A 15,085-nucleotide genomic window follows, 5' to 3' on the forward strand; every position below is an offset into this window, starting at 1 on the left:
CCCGCCCTACGCGTCGACGACGTACGACCGGTGGTCGCCGCGGGTCTCGACGTCGACGAACTCGTGTCTGTCCGCGCCGCCCACCGTGCCCGCCGACGAGCGGTCCCCGGCGTCGCGGTCGTACACCTCGTTGGCGCCGTAACAGCCGTTGGCTTCGAGCAGCGCGACCAACTCCTCCGGGACCCCTTCGGCGTCGCCCCGGAGGTCGACGACGAGCATCCGGTCGGTGAAGCTCTTCGCGGGGAACGCGTCGGCGACGGCGTCGTACCCGCGGGCCTGTGCGGCGAGCTCGCGGAGCGTGGACTCCCGATCGCCCATACCCGCACCGACGGCCGCGACCCGCCTCCGGCTTGTCGCGAACACGTTCGGGCCCGCCCACAGGTGGCTTCGGACCCGACCGTCGCGTATGGGCGCTATCCCGGGCGATATCGAGACCGACACCCAGCCGCCGATGGCGATCCCGCTGCGGCACTTCCTGGTGGGGCTTTCCTTCCTGCTCGCCGGCGTCGCGGTCGGCGCCGTCGCCCCGCTCGGCGTCGTCCCCGGGGTCGCGGGGCTGGCGCACGTCCACCTCCTGCTCGCGGGGTGGGTGTGTGTCACGATCCAGGGGGCGATGACCCAGTTCGTCCCGGTGTGGTCCGGGACGACGCTGCACTCCCGGCGGCTCGCGCGCATCCAACTCTGGACGGTCACGGCCGGCCTCGTTGGGTTCGCCGGCTGCCTGCTCGCTGAGGCCTACGCGTTGCTGCCGGCGGTCGGCGGACTCGCGCTCGCCGGCTTCTGGACGTTCGCCTACAACGTCGGCCGGACGCTCGCGACGGCCCGGCCCTGGGACGTGACCGAGCGCCACTTCGCCGTGGCGCTGGGGTTCCTCGTGGTCGCGACCGGCTTCGGCGCGCTGCTCACAGCAGGGTACACCCGGCCGGTGCTCGCGGGCCTCCCGGTCGCCCGGACGGGGCTCCGCGAGGCTCACGCCACGCTCGCCGTCTTCGGCGCCGTCCTCGTCACCGTCTTCGGCGCGCTCTACCAGCTCGCGACGATGTTCACCCAATCGGCACTCCACGGCGTCGACGTCTACCTCCGGCGCGTGGAGACGGTCGGCTATCCGGTCGGGGTGGTCGCGCTCGCGGCCGGGCGGCTGGTCGGCGCGCCCGCGGTCGCACGGGTCGGCGCGCTGCTCGTCCTCGTCGGCGTCGCCGCGATGGGAGTCGTCCTGGCGCGTCGGCTGCTCGAAACCGCGGTCGAATGGACGCCGATGCTCCGCCGGTACGCCGTCGCCGCGGTCGCGATGCTCGGGTGGGCGGTCCTCTCGCTGCCGGCGTGGATCGCTGACCCTCTGCACCCTGCTGCGACGTTCGGAGCGCCCGGCGCGGCCCACCTCCTTGCGTTCGGGGCCGTCGGGTTCGTAGTCGCCGGGACGCTCTACCATGTGGTGCCGTTCATCGTGTGGGTCCACCGCTACAGCGACCGGCTGGGGCTCGAACCGGTGCCGATGATCGACGACCTCTACGACGCCAGGCTGGCGGCCGTCGACTTCGCGGCGCTGTCGGTCGGGTCGGCAACGCTCGTCACAGCGGAGCTACTCTCCGTTGCGGAACCGCTTCCCATCGTCGGCGAACTGACCGTCCCGCCCGTGGCGGTCGCGCTCGCCGGGGGCGTCGCCGCCGTCGGGGTCGTCGCGTTCGCGGTCAACCTGGGCCGGACGGTTCGCCGCCACAGCCCGGCGTCGGTACTGCCGGGCGGCGATACCCCGATGTCGCGCTCGAAGAACGACGGCAGGTGAGTGGATCACGCGCCGACCGCGGCGGTCGGCGGGTCAATGCGTCGCGGGGTCAGTCCCGAAGCCGTTCGATCCGCTCTTCGAGGCTGTCGATCGCCTCGTCGACCTCGGATCGCGCCTCCTCGGTCATCTCCTCGGCCTCTTCGGCGGCCTCGTCGACGGCGTCTCGGACGTGCTCTATGGCCTCGTCGACCGTGTCTGAGTCGCTCATACCATCCGAAAACGGGGGCTCGGGAGTTATATATTCCCTGAACTGCGGGACGGCGGCGCCCTCTGCGACGGCGGCGTCGCGGTCAACGCTTTTGTCTCCGCCGCGACAGGCGGGCGTATGGACCTACAACTCGCGGGCGACGCCGCGCTGGTGACGGCATCGAGCAGCGGCCTCGGGAAGGCGTCGGCGCGGGCGCTCGCCGCCGAGGGCTCGAACGTCGTCGTCAACGGCCGCGACGAGGAGCGGCTGGCGGCCGCAGTCGAGGATATCCGAACCGACGCCGCCGAGGGGGCGACCGTGATCGGCCACGCGGCCGACATCACCGACCCCGACGCGGTCGAAGCGCTCGTCGAGCGTCCCGTCGCGGAGTTCGGCGGGCTGGATCACCTCGTGACCTCCGCGGGCGGCCCGCCCGCGAAGCCGTTCCTCGAAACCACCGACGAGGAGTGGTACGAGGCGTTCGACTTGCTTGTGATGAGCGTCGTCCGCGCGGTGCGGGCGGCGGCGCCACACCTCCGGGCCGGCGACGGCGGGACGGTTGTCACCATCGCATCGATCACGGTGAAGGAACCGAAGGACAACCTCGTGCTCTCGAACGCGGTCCGGGCGGGCGCGGTCGGGCTGGAGAAGGTGCTCTCGACGGAACTCGCACCCGAGATCCGCGCGAACGCGGTGCTGCCGGGGACCCACGAGACCCCGCGGGTCGAAGACGTCGTCGAGCAGGGGCTGGAGCGCGGCGACTACGACGCCTACGAGGCGGGGATCGCCGAGTGGGCCGAACGGATCCCGGTCGGCCGGCTGGGCGATCCGATGGAACTCGGCCGCACGGTCGCGTTCCTCTCCTCGCCGCAGTCGGCGTTCCTCACGGGCGTCGCGCTCCCGGTCGACGGCGGGGAGAGCGGTTCGACGCTCTGAGCTGCGTGCGGTTCCCGCGGGGCCGGGTGGTCGCCGGTCGGGGGCGCCCCGGCGGGGACCGGGGCTATACCGTCAGTCTCAAAAATTCACTACGCGTCGAAACAACTATGACCGCGTACGGGGCGTTCGATCGGCGGCGGTTTCTAACGGCTGCGGGGACGGCCGGGATCGGGCTGGTGGCCGGCTGTAGCGGCGGTGACGGCGCCACGGCCGGCGACGCCAGCGGCGGGGACGAGGAACCGATCAGTATCGGATCGATCCAGCCGCTCTCGGGTAACTTCTCGGTGTGGAGCCGGGTCCACGCGTCCGGGCTGGCGTTCGCCATCGACGAGATCAATCGCGACGGTGGTGTGCTCGACGGTCGGGAGCTCCGCGTCGTCGAGGGTGACTCCGGAAGCGATCCCGCGGAGGCGGCGGCGCTCTTCGAGCGGTTTGTCGAGCAGGATGGTATCGTGGCCGCGACCGGGCCGGTGAGCTCCGATGTCGGAATCCGCACCTCCCGCACCGCCCAGGAGCTCGGCGTCCCGATGTTTACACATATGGCCGGGTCAAGCGACACCATCACGCCGGACACACGGCACACCTTCCGCGTCGGACTCCTCCCTGCGGAACCGACGATGCGGGCGCAGGCGGCGCTCGCCGAGGCGCGGGGATACAATTCGGTCAGCGCCATCGTCGCCGACTACGCGTGGGGCCGTTCCGTCCAGTCGGCGATCGAGGAGGTCTTCACCGTCGACGTGGATATCCAGGTGGCTCCTGTCTCCCAGAGCGACTTCTCCACGTACGTCCGGCAGATCCCCGACGAAGTCAGGATGGTGGTGACGAGCGGACATCCGCCGGGGGTATTGACGATCACCCAGCAGCTCTACGAACTGGGCCGCGACCCCGATGTCGTAACGGGGTCCTCGTGGCCGCCGGACGTAGTGCGGTCGACGCTGGGCGCGGAGTCGGACCGGGGGTTCACCCACGTCCACCTCGCGGACCCGTACAGCGACGAGTTCGCCGAGGTGGCGGAGCGGTACGCCCGAGCAGTTGACGGCCAGTTCAACACCCACACCGCTTACGGATACGTCACCGGGAAACTCATCGCCCAAGCCATCGAGAACGCGGGTGAGGCCGATCCTGAAGCCATCACCGAGGCGACGCGTGCGATCGAGTTCGACACGCTGTTCGCGAACCCGATCCAGTACGCCGACTCCGGGGAGCTGGAGAACCAGATCCAGCTGTATAGCACCGTCACTGCCGACCCGCCGTCGTACTACCCCGAGGGCGACTACGGGTACACCGAGGTCTTCCGAACCGACCCGCTGCCGGCGATCCCGGCGGAGGCCTGACGCGGGGTACGACGCCCGCGGCCGGCTCCGTCGCCGCGGATCGGAAGCCACGTCAGGGAGCGCCGCCGACGCGGGGACGTGACCGAGTCGAGTACGGTGACGGGGTCGGCGGACACGGCCGGATACGCCCGCCGAATGCTGATCGTGGTGTCGCTCGGGTGGGCGACGCTCCAGACCGGTCGGTTCCTGCTTGCCCCGCTGCTTCCCACCATCATCGCCGATCTCGGGATCACCGAGGCCACCGCGGGGATCGCGCTGGCGATCTTCCAGGGCTCCTACGCCGTTGTCCAGTACCCCAGCGGGGAGTACTCCGACCGGTGGAACCGGACGACGCTGATCGTGCCGGGGCTGGTGATCCTGGCGATCGGGTTCGGGCTCTTCGGGCTCACCGCCGGGCTGTGGACGTTCCTGCTCGCGGCGACGGTGGTCGGCGTCGGGAAGGGCCTGTTCGCGATCCCCTCGCGGGCGCTGCTCTCGGATCTGTTCACCGACAACCGCGGCCGCGCGCTCGGGATCTACGCCGCGGGCACCGACGTCGGCGGGCTCGTCTCCTCCGGCGCCGCGGTGATCGCGCTGACGTACTTCACCTGGCGGACGCCCTTCTTCCCGATCGCGGTCGGACTCGCAGTCCTCACTGTCATCTACACTCTCACGACCCGGGAGGGGTACTACGTCGGGGAGACCACGCTGGATCTCCGGGGGACCGTGGGGAGGCTGGTAAAGAGCAACCGCCAGCGGGAGACCCTCGTCGCCTTCGCGCTGTTTTACTTCATGGTGGGCGGGTTCATCAACTTCATTCCGACCTACCTCGCGCGGGCAAAGGAGTTCTCCGGGAGCCTCGCGGGGCTGACCTTCGCGATCGTCTTCGCGGTCGGATTCGCGGTCAAGCCCGCCGCGGGGATCCTCGGCGACCGGTTCTCCCGCCGCGGGATCGCAGTCGCGGGGCTGTCGGTCGCCGCCGCGGCGATGACCGCGCTTCTCCTGGTCGGATCCACCCTCGCGATCTGGGTCGTGATCGGCGTGTTCGCGCTCGGGTACAAGACCGGGTTCCCGCTTGCGGACGCCATCATCCTCGACGGGGCCCCGGCGGACGGAACGGGCGCGGATCTGGGCGCGGCGCGGGCGCTGTTCCTGATCGCGAACGCGGCCGGGCCGGCCTACGTCGGCATCGTCGCAACCTACGCCAGCTACGACCTCGCGTTCGGCGGGTTCGTCGTCTGCCTGCTCGTCGCGGCCGTGCTCCTGGCTCGGCAGCGGTGACCGGGTGTGTGGCAGATCCGGGCTCGACGCGGCGGATCAGATCACGGCGGGCTCGAAGGGGTGATCGGGCGTCTCAGCGGTCCAGACCACCCGACCGTCCCCGATGTCGACGGCGCTGACCGCAGCGTCGTCGTAGTGGCTCACGTAGACGACGGCATCGTCGTTCGGTGCGGGTACCGCCGCGAAGGTCGGGTGTGGGAGGGCAACGCGGCGGCGCGTCGCCGGCGCGTCGTCCCCGTCGATCGCCACCGGATGTTCGGGGAGCGACGCCACCTGCGACCGCTCGCGGTCGAGTACCCACGCCGCGCCGTCGGCGAGGATGACGTCGTTCGGCCGGCCGCCCACCTCGTAGACCTTTCGGTCGCTGGGGTCGTCGTCGCCGACGGCAGCCGCTCGCGGGACCGCGGTCACGGTCCCGTCGTCGCGGCCGGCGACGAGCACCCGATCGTCGGTCAGGACCGCGTCGTAGGGGTTCGTACCGACCGGAACGCTCCCCTCGACGGCTTCGGGCGTCAGCCTGAACAGCCGGGCGTGCCGCTGGTCGACGGCGTAGACGCCCTCGGCGGCGGCCTCAACCCCCTGGATTCGAGCGTCCGACGCAAGATCGTGGGTGGCCTCGACGGTCGCGGCCGCCGGATCGACGACGGTCACCACGCCGTCGGCGCGACTGCCGACGTAGGCGAGGCCGTTTCGGACCGCGACGTCGTGGGGCTCGGCGCCGACCCCGACCCGGGTGCGGAGTGCCAGCCGCTCGGGGTCGACGATCGCGAGGGCGTCGCCGCCGGTACACGGCACCAACACGTCGCCGTCGTCGGCGATCGCAAAGTGCGACGGCCCGAGCACGCCGGTTTCGACCCGGTGGACCGCGCCGTCGGCGACGACGCTCACCGCGCGATCGCCCATCGTCGCGACGAAGGTGCGGTCGCCGACGACCGTCAGGTGGACCGGGTGGTCGCCCACCCCGATCCGCCCCCGCTCGGTTCCGTCGGCGGTGTCCAGAAGGACCACGCAGTCGTCGTCGGAACACGGGACGGCGACGAGCATCAGCCGGTACAGGAGAAGCCGCCGTCGTCGCCGCCCCCGACGGAGCCGGAGGTTTCGATCACGGTCGAGGTCTTGGTCTCGACCGGGAACCGGCCGCGGCGCTCGGCGTCGACGTTGGCCCACTCGCCGAACCCGCCCTCGTAGAGCCGGACGTCCTCGGCGCCGAGCGCCCGGAGGACGAGCCAGGTGTTGGTGGGGTTGACGTTGCCCTGGCCGTAGACCACCGTGGGTCCGGACTGTGTCAGCCCCGCGCGGCTGAAGTACAGCTGTGCGAGGGTGCCCGGTTCGACCAGTTCGCGGCCGTCGATGTTCCCGGTCCACCTGACGTTGACCGCGCCCGGGAGGTGGCCGTGGCGCGCGTTCGACGCCACCAGGGCGTCGGCCTGCCGCGCCCCGAGGTACGCCTCCGGCGGGCGGACGTCGAGCAGGCCGGGGCCGCCGTCGGCGTTGAACGTCCCGACCCGATCGGCGAGCCACTCGCGGGTGACCACCAGCCCCGGCTGGGGGTCGGGATCGTAGTCGACCGTCCCGTGGCTCCGGCTGCCGACGCCGACCCGGCCGGTCCAGGCTTCATAGCCGCCGTTGAGCACGAACACGTCGCCCTCGTGACCCAGGTATTCGAGCGCGAACACGACCCGGGAGACCCGGGAGCCGACGCTGCTGCCGTAGACCACCACGTCGTCGTCGGGGGCGACCCCGATCGATTCGAGCGCCGACGCCATCCCCGCGGCGTCGGGAACGAACCCGTCGTCGCTGGCTTGCCGCGTCTCCAGCGTCTCGATCGGCGCGTGGCGGGCGCCGTAGACGTGTTCGGCCCGGTACTGTTCTTTCGACCGGGCGTCGACGAACGTCGACGCCCCCAGGTCGACCTGCGCGGGGCCGCGAAAGTAGCCCACGTTGCCTCCGACGCTCGCGGCGGCGGCGACGTCCGAGGGCGTCTGGACGCCCGAACACCCGGCGGTGCCCGCGACGCCCGCCCCCGCGGCCGCCGCCAGCAGCGACCGTCGCGTGAGATCCGTCTCTTCGCCGGACATCAGAGCTGGTGGCCGCAGGCGCACTCGCCGATGCAGTACGTGGTGCCGCCGCCCGGGATCTCGACGCCCAGCGTCGCCAGCGACGCCAGCAGGTTACTGGAGGCGTCGGTCTCGGGGCGGACGAAGCCGGCGGTGGCGCCGTACGGCTTCGAGCCAACGGAGATGGTCCCGACGACCTCCCCTTCGGCGTGGTCGATTACCTTCACCTCGTCCGACGTCTGGACCGGGACGTAGAGCTTCTTGCGGGCGGGGTCCCAGGTCCCGACGAACGCCTTCCCGCCGAGGTCGATCCGCCCGGTAACCTCGTTTGCGGTCAGGTCGATCACGGTCACGTCCTGGGAGTTGGGGGTGAAGACGTAGGCGGTCTCGGAGTCCGGCCCGATCTCGCTCGTGAGCGGCAGCGCACCGAGGTTGTCGTCGGCGGTCAGTCGCGTCACCTCCTCGGGGTTGGCGGGATCGCTGGTATCCCAGACGCTTTCGGTCCCGTGGTCGCCTTCGTTGTTCTCGACCAGCAGGGTCTCGCCGTCCCACGCGACGGTGTCCATCCACGGGCTGACGTTGTCGGCGTCGCCGACTGGGTCGACCGGCACCTGGTTCACGATCTCGAACGACTCGTAGTCGAGCACGGTCAGCGTGTCCGCGAAGATGTCGGGGATGTACGCGTACTGGCCGTCGGGATGGATCGAGATGTCGCACGGGCCGGGGCCGTTGTTGTCGCCGCGGCCGCCCTCGTCGGTCCGGTCGAGTTCCGCCGTCACCTCGCCGAAGCTCTCGGAGGCGGGGTCGGCGTCCAGCCGGTACTGTGTGTGTGTGGGTTCCCGGGCGCTGACGACGAGATGTTCCCCGTCCGGGGTGACCTCCTGCCAGTTCGCGCCCGACCCGGTGTCGAGCGACGCGGCCTCCGACAGCGACCCCGCGGTGACGGCTTGAACGCCCTGTTCGACGTTCAGCCACATCGCGTCGTCGTCGCCGGTGAGCATCCCCGGGAGGAACTGGTTCGAGGGAAATGACGCCGTCGCGCCCAGGAAGGTGGTCGTCACGAGTTCGTCGGCCGCGGCGTCGATCACGCTGACGGTCATATCGCCCGTGTTGAACACGTACACCGTCGGCGGCCCGGACTCGTCGCCGCCGTCGCCGGAGCCGGGGGTCGACCCCGAACACCCCGCGGTCGCGGCGGCGCCGGCCGCCGCCGACCCGGCCAGAAGCGTCCGCCGGGAGACGCCGCCGGAGCCGCCCTCGGCCTTGTCGCCGCGACGATTGGGATAGAGTACGGAATCCGCTGTGTCGTCACTCATACCCGCTCATACCAGGTCGGGCCGCATAGGGACACCGATCACCGCCGGCGTTTCCCGTTGTCCCCAAAAGGAGAATATTTTGCCCGTATCCAGGGGAGGTGGCAAGGATGTATCCGACCGTCAGCGAAAGAAGCGCAGGTGTCGTACAACACGGTATGGTTACGCTCTCGCCGCTCGCGTACGTCGCCCTCTCGGTGGGGGTCGGGCTCGCGTTCGGCGTTCTCCTGCAGAAAGCGCGGTTCTGTTTCGTGAGCGCGTTCCGCGACTTCGTGGCGTTCAAAGACACCCGCGTGCTGAAGGGGGTGATGGCGGGCGTGGTGGTGATGACGATCTTCTGGAGCCTCCAGGCCACGCTCGGCTACTTCCGCGGGTTCTGGACCCCCGCGTGGGGGCTGGCGTCGCTTTTCGGCGGGTTCGTCTTCGGGATCGGTATGACGATGGCGGGCGGCTGTGCCTCCGGCACGCTCTACCGGGCCGGCCAGGGGTACGTCCAGTTCTGGATCACGCTGCTGTTTATGGGCGTCGGCTACGTCGTCTTCGCGTACGCGTTCCCCACCCTCCGGTCGGTGTACTTCGAGCCGCTCCGGTTCGGCGAGGGGGCGACGCTGTACCTCGCGTTGCCGTGGCCGCCGGCGGTCACCGGCGCCCTCGTGACGGCGCTGGGGATCCTGCTGTACGCGTTCGTCCGCGGCCGGGCGTCGCTCCCGGAGGATCCCGGCCAGGGCGAGGCGACGACGCCCGGCACCCGGGCGCAGGCGACGATGCCGACCCGGACGCTGTCGGCGGTCGCAATCGGCCTACGGGAGATCGCGGCGGGAACGCGGGGCTACCTCGACGGTTTCCGGACCGACGACCGCCCGGTGGCCGCCCGGCTGACGGACTCCTGGGACGCCCGCACTGCGGGGATCGGCCTCGCTCTCGTCGCCAGCGTCTGGTTCTGGGTGTACGGGGCGTGGGCCATCACCGGCAGCGAGGCCAAGTGGGCCGGGTGGCTCCTCGCGCAGGCCGGCGTGAACACCGGCGGCGTCGAGTACTGGGGGTCGATCCTGTTCCGCGGCGGCGACGTCACCGTCACGGTGGATATGCTGATGATCCTCTCGGTGATCGTCGGCTCCTTCATCGCCGCGAAGCTGTCGGGGGACTTCCGGCTCCGGTGGCCGAAGGTCCAGCGGCTCCACAACCCCGTCGTCGGCGGGCTGCTGATGGGCGTCGGCTCCCGGCTCGCGCCCGGTTGCAACATCGCGAACCTGTTCAGCGGGGTCGCGCTGCTGTCGCTGCACTCGCTTTTGGCCGGCCTCGGCATCATCCTCGGAACGTACGTGATGACCCACTACCTCTACCGCGAGGTCGGCTGTGCGATCTGAGACGCCTGGCCGCGGCCGACGTGGCGACGCCGCGCGGTCTGCCTCCAGCCCGTCGACGAGGCGACGCCGTGCGACCGGATGCCCGCCCGTCAGTGAGACGGTACGCCCTTATTCGATCGTCACCAACCCGAAGTAATCACCAATCACGATGTCTCAAACGACTGACGAAGCCATAGACGAAGCCCGGATCGGCCGCACGCCGCTCGTCGAACTCGACGTCGACGTCCCGGCGACGGTGTGTGCGAAAGTCGAGTGGTTCAACCTGCCCGAGGCCGCCCACGGCGGCGGCTCGATCAAATCCCGGATCGCGAAGGGGATGCTGGACGGCGCCGAGGAGCGGGGCGACCTCACCCCCGACCGGACCGTGATCGAACCCACCAGCGGCAACACCGGAAGCGAACTCGCCAGGCTCGCGACCGCCCGCGGCTACGACGTCGAGATCGTGATGCCCGACAACGCCTCCGGCGGCAAGATCGAGGCGGTCCGCGACACCGGCGCGGAGATCCACTTCGTCGACGCCGACGAGGGCTACGACGCGGTCATCGAGCGCTGCGAGGAACTCGTCGCCGCCGACCCCGACGAGTACTACCGCCCAAACCAGTACGAGAACCCCGACAATCCGGGGGCCCACGAGGAGACGACCGCCCCCGAGATCTGGGCGCAGACCGACGGCGGGGTGACCCACTTCATCGCCGGCGTCGGCACCGGCGGCACCATCACCGGCACCGGCCGCGGACTCCACGCGAAAGGCGACGTCACCGTGGTCGGCTTCGAGCCGGCGAACCCGCTGCACGCGATTGACGGGCTGAAGTACCTCCGGACGGGCGAGCATTACCACCCGACGACCTACGACGAGTCCGTCCTCGACGCGAAGCTGTACGTCGACACCGGCGACGCCTACGACCGCGCCCGCGACCTCCGGGAGCGGTATATGGAGGAGGATCCCCACGTCGTCGACACCGGGCAGTACGACGCCGAATTCGTCGCCGATCACCTCCGGGTGGAGGGGCAGTTCGTGGTCGGCACATCGGCCGGGGCCGGAGTATGCGCCGCCGAACAGCTCCACGAGGAGCACGGGGTCACCGAGGACGATACGGTCGTGATTATGCTGTGCGACCGCGGCGACAAGTACGCCGACATCCCGCTGTGGGAGGAGTACCTCTCGGTCGAGGCGTGAGGAGGGAGCGCGGCGTCCGGCTACGGCGGCAGGCTGAACTTTCCGGACGGGCGTGTTCGGATCCGAACGGCGGGTTACGGTTTCAGCCCCGGGATCGGCGCCCGGACGACCACGAGCACCGGGGTGGTCTCCAGCCGGCCGAGACGCACATACAGCACGAACGTCCCCTCCGCAACCGGCGACGTCGTCGGGCCGGTGATCCCCGACGACAGCCCGACGTTGCCTTGGGCGCTTGCGACCGCGAACGGCGCGTGGGGTAGCCGAACTCCGGGCCGGCGACGTCGACGAGCACGGGACTTCCGACTGCGAGCCCCAGCAGCCACAGGACAGTGACAATCGCGGCCTCGCCGAACTCCCGTCCCATCGTCCCGCGGTCCGGGACGCGGCCGTCGATGCGGGCGGTGATCACCGTGCTTTTCGCGAGGAACACCCGCGAGAACTGCCAGGCGATCCCGCGGGCACGAACGTGTCCACCGCGGGGTCACCCACGCAGTCAGGAAAAGGGAGCGCGCTGAAGACGGCCCGCCGGCGGCGATGCCCCTCCCGTGTTTCGTCTGCGGCACTGGGGCGTCTGCGAATCCCCGGGCGGCGAGGCCGCCGGCGAACGCGGTCACGCCCCCAGCGAGCAGGAACGCGAGGGCGGCGCGGGAAGCCGACCCTACGCTGTTCGACTGTTATGGTATCCGAGTTACGAAAGCGACCTGACGCCGGCGCCGTTTTCGGGTGTTGTATCACGCGATAAATTATCAATTCGGATAATCGGAGGCCAACTAATAAGTGAGGATGGCCGTTCCGGGAAGACACGTAACCGTATGGGAGCGACGAACTCGACGCCCGGGTACCTCACCGAGGGCGAGCGACAGGAGGTTCTCGACGCCGTCCGGAACCAGGAGCTGCCGGCGGAGGTCCGGGGCGTGTTGGACGACTGTGCGACCGGCCCGGGCGACCGCGACCGGTTCCTCTGGAAGTGGACCCAGTCGGTGTTTCCGCACATCCAGCTTTCGTCCGTCGACACGCGTCCCGACGACGTCGTGGCCACCAAGACGATCGTCACGATGCTCGTTTCGCTGTACGACGACCTCATAGAGAAGCACGGCGACCGGGCGACGTTCGATCGTGCCGCGCTGGTGCCGTTCCACGACAACGTGGCGGTGGAGGCCCCGGGGGTCGACCGGGAGTACATCGAGACGATCGAGCGGGTGTGGACGGAGGTCGACGCCCGGATCCGCGACGCTCCGAACCACGACCAGTACCGGCAGTGCTTCGAGTACGACTTCAAACAGATCCTGAACGCCGTCGAGTACACCGCGTTACTCAACGACACGCCGGAGGTGGCGAACCTGAAGGAACTGCACGTTCACGAGTCGTACAACATGTCGATGTTCGTCTACGCCGACATCGACCTGATGTACTCGACCGGCTTCGACCGCGCGGATCTGGGGTCGCTCCGGAACGCCGTCTGGCACGGCCAGCAGATGGCGCGGATCGGAAACTGGCTGACCACCTGGGAGCGGGAACTCCGGGAGGCCGACTACAGCTCCGGCGTCGTCGTCCGAGCCCTCGAAAACGGCGCAGTCCGGCCGGAGACGCTCCAGTCGATGGGGGACGATCCCGCCGGCGCATCGCCGTCCGAGGTCGCGGCGCGGATACGCGAAACCGGAAGCGAACGGCACCTGCTCGAACGCTGGATGCGGGAACGGGGGCGGCTGCGGGAGTTCGACGAACTGATCGACTCGGTCGACATCGACCAGTACGCCTCGGGGCTGGAGACGGTGCTCAAATACCACCTCGCGACCCGCGGCCTGAAGTAGGCACCGGCGTCAGCCGTCCGCGACGAACTCGACCCCGTCGACCTCGAACCGGGCACCGCCCTCCCGCCCGTCGGTCACCGACACGTCCCACCCGTGGACGTCGGCGACGGTACGGACGATGGTTAGCCCGAGCCCGGGTCCGTCGGGTCGTGTCGAGTAGCCCGCGTCGAAAACGTCCGCCCGCTTCTCGACGGGAATACCCGGTCCGTCGTCCTCGACGTAGAACCCCGCGCGGTCGTCGAGTTCGCCGACCGTGACCGTAACCCCGTCCGGGCCGTGCGTGACGGCGTTCCGAAGCAGGTTCTCCAGAATCCGGTTCAGCCTGCTTGCGTCGGCCCGAACCGTCCGATCGGTTTCGATGAGCAGCGTCGCGTCGGGGGCGTCGATGGTCCGCCAACACTCCTCTGCCGTCTCCGCGAGCGAGACGCGCTGGAACTCGTTGTCCCGCTGGTACTCCCCCGCGAGGTCGAGGAGATCGTCGATGAGGGCCTGGCTGCGGTCGAGCGCGTCGGCGGCCGCGTCGAGACGCTCGCTGTCCCGTTGTTCGCGGGCCAGTTCCACGTTCCCGCTCGCGACTTCGAGCGGGTTCCGAAGGTCGTGGCTGATCACCGACACCAACTCGTCGAGCCGGTCGACCCGCCGCTGGAGCGTCTGCACGTCCCGTTCGGCGGGTTCGCTCTCCCGTGCGGTGGTGATCACGTACTCGGTGCCCCCGATCGACCCGATTGTCGCGTTGATCTCGACCGGCACGTTCGGGCCGTCCGTGCGGACGAGTTCGTCCTCGTAGAGGCTGTTGTCCGCCGACCGGAGCGCCGCGACGTGCTCGTCCCACGCCGCCGAGTCCGGGAACCCCGCCAGGAGGTCGGTGACGGGGGTGCCGCGGAGCGTCTCCTCGGACCGACCCGACAGCTCGCAGGCGGTGTCGTCGAAGCACTGCACCGCCCCGTCGTCGGGATCGAACACCACGAGCGCGTCCTCCGACCGCTGGACGAGCGTCTCGATCAGTTCGAGCTCGCGCTCGCGTTGCTTCCGGTCGCTGATGTCGCGCCCGACGACCACGATCCCCTCGACGTGCGGGTTCTCGAGGAGGTTCCGCCCCCTGACCTCCAGCGGGACCCACGATCCGTCGCTGTGTAAGGTCCGGAACTCCGTCGAGACGACCCCGCCGGGTTCCTCGGCGACGCTGGCGAACTCCTCGGCCGCGGCGGCTCGGTCGTCCGGGTGGATGTACTCGAACCCGACTTCGTCCGTCAACTCCGCCGGCTCGTACCCGAGAACACGCTCGACCGCAGGGCTCAGGTACCGGAACGTTCCGTTCGGATCGACGACGAAGACGATGTCGGACGCCTGTTCGATGAGCGTCTCGTAGCGCTCGCGGGTCGCCGTGGCGGCCTGTTCGGCACGGTACGCCTCGACGGCGTTTTCGATCCGGTTTGCCAGCAGGGTGTACACCTCCGATCCGGGCTGTTTCTGGATGTAGTCGGTCACGCCGCGGCTGATCGCCTCGCTCGCGACCTCCTCGCTGCCCTTCCCGGTGAACAGGATGAACGGCAGGTCCGGGTACTCCTCGCGGACCTGGTCCAACAGCTCCAGCCCGTTCGTCCCGGGCATATTCAGGTCGCTCACGACACAGTCGGTCGTCTCGTCGATCATCGTCAACGCGTCCTGCGCACTCGTGGCGGTGAGCAGCTCGCAGTCGTCCAGCTCCTTTTCGAGCCGGATCGACGTTAGCTCGGCGAAATCCGGTTCGTCATCCGCGTGGATGACGGTGATCCGCCCCGAGTCGAGGTATGCCATCCTATATGCGTTGGCTAGCCGGAATCAATATAATACCGGCGGCCCCGCGGGACGGACGCGGCC

The 15,085-nt window shown here is 69.8% G+C and carries 13 protein-coding genes and 1 pseudogene; 7 read left to right on the forward strand and 7 right to left on the reverse strand.

The genetic code is table 11. From position 1 onward, the window contains the following. Nucleotides 1–6 precede the first annotated feature (6 nt). Nucleotides 7–318: a hypothetical protein gene (locus H5V44_RS10400; protein ID WP_185193046.1), complete on the reverse strand. Its 312-nt coding sequence runs from the start codon at nucleotides 316–318 to the stop codon at nucleotides 7–9. 88 nt (nucleotides 319–406) lie between these two features. Between H5V44_RS10400 and H5V44_RS10405 the strand changes: the two genes are divergently transcribed. Next, nucleotides 407–1,783: a hypothetical protein gene (locus H5V44_RS10405; protein WP_185193047.1), complete on the forward strand. Its 1,377-nt coding sequence runs from the start codon at nucleotides 407–409 to the stop codon at nucleotides 1,781–1,783. Between the two features lie 49 nt (nucleotides 1,784–1,832). Here H5V44_RS10405 and H5V44_RS10410 read toward each other — a convergent pair whose 3' ends face one another. Next, entirely contained in the window at nucleotides 1,833–1,991 is a 159-nt protein-coding gene (locus H5V44_RS10410; protein ID WP_185193048.1) for a hypothetical protein, read from the reverse strand. Between the two features lie 117 nt (nucleotides 1,992–2,108). Here H5V44_RS10410 and H5V44_RS10415 point away from each other — a divergent pair, with 117 nt between their 5' ends. From H5V44_RS10415 to H5V44_RS10425, 3 genes are all read left to right on the forward strand, one after another. Then, a complete protein-coding gene (locus tag H5V44_RS10415) occupies nucleotides 2,109–2,906 on the forward strand; it encodes an SDR family oxidoreductase (RefSeq protein WP_185193049.1) in 798 nt (265 codons plus the stop codon). Nucleotides 2,907–3,013: 107 nt separating this feature from the next. After that, nucleotides 3,014–4,240, forward strand: a complete 1,227-nt coding sequence (locus tag H5V44_RS10420) for an ABC transporter substrate-binding protein (RefSeq protein ID WP_185193050.1) — start codon at nucleotides 3,014–3,016, stop codon at nucleotides 4,238–4,240. A 135-nt stretch (nucleotides 4,241–4,375) separates the two neighbouring features. Then, a complete protein-coding gene (locus H5V44_RS10425; RefSeq protein WP_185193264.1) occupies nucleotides 4,376–5,500 on the forward strand; it encodes an MFS transporter in 1,125 nt (374 codons plus the stop codon). A gap of 36 nt (nucleotides 5,501–5,536) precedes the next feature. On the opposite strand, the gene H5V44_RS10430 is transcribed toward H5V44_RS10425, so the two are convergent. From H5V44_RS10430 to H5V44_RS10440, 3 genes are read right to left on the reverse strand one after another with little or no spacing between them, the layout of a single operon-like run. Beyond that, on the reverse strand, nucleotides 5,537–6,544 hold the full coding sequence (locus H5V44_RS10430; protein WP_185193051.1) for a hypothetical protein: 1,008 nt from the start codon (nucleotides 6,542–6,544) through the stop codon (nucleotides 5,537–5,539). Next, nucleotides 6,544–7,578 (reverse strand): sulfurtransferase, encoded by a 1,035-nt coding sequence (locus H5V44_RS10435; RefSeq protein ID WP_185193052.1) that lies wholly within the window; start codon nucleotides 7,576–7,578, stop codon nucleotides 6,544–6,546. The genes H5V44_RS10430 and H5V44_RS10435 overlap by 1 nt, the downstream gene beginning before the upstream one ends. Further along, entirely contained in the window at nucleotides 7,578–8,873 is a 1,296-nt protein-coding gene (locus tag H5V44_RS10440) for a hypothetical protein (RefSeq protein ID WP_185193053.1), read from the reverse strand. Before H5V44_RS10440 ends, H5V44_RS10435 begins: the two co-directional genes overlap by 1 nt. Nucleotides 8,874–9,028: 155 nt before the next feature. Here H5V44_RS10440 and H5V44_RS10445 point away from each other — a divergent pair, with 155 nt between their 5' ends. Together H5V44_RS10445 and H5V44_RS10450 are read left to right on the forward strand one after the other, a co-directional pair. Beyond that, nucleotides 9,029–10,237, forward strand: a complete 1,209-nt coding sequence (locus H5V44_RS10445; RefSeq protein WP_185193054.1) for a YeeE/YedE family protein — start codon at nucleotides 9,029–9,031, stop codon at nucleotides 10,235–10,237. A gap of 148 nt (nucleotides 10,238–10,385) precedes the next feature. After that, entirely contained in the window at nucleotides 10,386–11,414 is a 1,029-nt protein-coding gene (locus tag H5V44_RS10450) for a PLP-dependent cysteine synthase family protein (protein ID WP_185193055.1), read from the forward strand. A 74-nt stretch (nucleotides 11,415–11,488) separates the two neighbouring features. Here the strand turns inward: H5V44_RS10450 and H5V44_RS18155 are convergent. Further along, nucleotides 11,489–11,886: pseudogene (locus tag H5V44_RS18155) on the reverse strand (potassium transporter TrkG); the annotation flags it as partial. Between the two features lie 340 nt (nucleotides 11,887–12,226). Between H5V44_RS18155 and H5V44_RS10460 the strand changes: the two are divergent. Next, on the forward strand, nucleotides 12,227–13,225 hold the full coding sequence (locus H5V44_RS10460; RefSeq protein WP_185193056.1) for a hypothetical protein: 999 nt from the start codon (nucleotides 12,227–12,229) through the stop codon (nucleotides 13,223–13,225). 9 nt (nucleotides 13,226–13,234) lie between these two features. On the opposite strand, the gene H5V44_RS10465 is transcribed toward H5V44_RS10460, so the two are convergent. Next, nucleotides 13,235–15,022: a hybrid sensor histidine kinase/response regulator gene (locus tag H5V44_RS10465; protein WP_185193057.1), complete on the reverse strand. Its 1,788-nt coding sequence runs from the start codon at nucleotides 15,020–15,022 to the stop codon at nucleotides 13,235–13,237. Between the last annotated feature and the right edge of the window lie 63 nt (nucleotides 15,023–15,085).

The organism is Halobellus ruber (assembly GCF_014212355.1).
GTDB lineage: Archaea > Halobacteriota > Halobacteria > Halobacteriales > Haloferacaceae > Haloquadratum > Haloquadratum rubrum.

What these genes read in the sequence shown, in the direction of transcription:
- H5V44_RS10400 (WP_185193046.1), bottom strand. Translation starts at nt 318, where the DNA reads ATGGGCGATCGGGAGTCCACGCTCCGCGAGCTCGCCGCACAGGCCCGC.
- H5V44_RS10405 (WP_185193047.1), top strand. Translation starts at nt 407, where the DNA reads ATGGGCGCTATCCCGGGCGATATCGAGACCGACACCCAGCCGCCGATG.
- H5V44_RS10410 (WP_185193048.1), bottom strand. Translation starts at nt 1,991, where the DNA reads ATGAGCGACTCAGACACGGTCGACGAGGCCATAGAGCACGTCCGAGAC.
- H5V44_RS10415 (WP_185193049.1), top strand. Translation starts at nt 2,109, where the DNA reads ATGGACCTACAACTCGCGGGCGACGCCGCGCTGGTGACGGCATCGAGC.
- H5V44_RS10420 (WP_185193050.1), top strand. Translation starts at nt 3,014, where the DNA reads ATGACCGCGTACGGGGCGTTCGATCGGCGGCGGTTTCTAACGGCTGCG.
- H5V44_RS10425 (WP_185193264.1), top strand. Translation starts at nt 4,376, where the DNA reads ATGCTGATCGTGGTGTCGCTCGGGTGGGCGACGCTCCAGACCGGTCGG.
- H5V44_RS10430 (WP_185193051.1), bottom strand. Translation starts at nt 6,544, where the DNA reads ATGCTCGTCGCCGTCCCGTGTTCCGACGACGACTGCGTGGTCCTTCTG.
- H5V44_RS10435 (WP_185193052.1), bottom strand. Translation starts at nt 7,578, where the DNA reads ATGTCCGGCGAAGAGACGGATCTCACGCGACGGTCGCTGCTGGCGGCG.
- H5V44_RS10440 (WP_185193053.1), bottom strand. Translation starts at nt 8,873, where the DNA reads ATGAGTGACGACACAGCGGATTCCGTACTCTATCCCAATCGTCGCGGC.
- H5V44_RS10445 (WP_185193054.1), top strand. Translation starts at nt 9,029, where the DNA reads ATGGTTACGCTCTCGCCGCTCGCGTACGTCGCCCTCTCGGTGGGGGTC.
- H5V44_RS10450 (WP_185193055.1), top strand. Translation starts at nt 10,386, where the DNA reads ATGTCTCAAACGACTGACGAAGCCATAGACGAAGCCCGGATCGGCCGC.
- H5V44_RS10460 (WP_185193056.1), top strand. Translation starts at nt 12,227, where the DNA reads ATGGGAGCGACGAACTCGACGCCCGGGTACCTCACCGAGGGCGAGCGA.
- H5V44_RS10465 (WP_185193057.1), bottom strand. Translation starts at nt 15,022, where the DNA reads ATGGCATACCTCGACTCGGGGCGGATCACCGTCATCCACGCGGATGAC.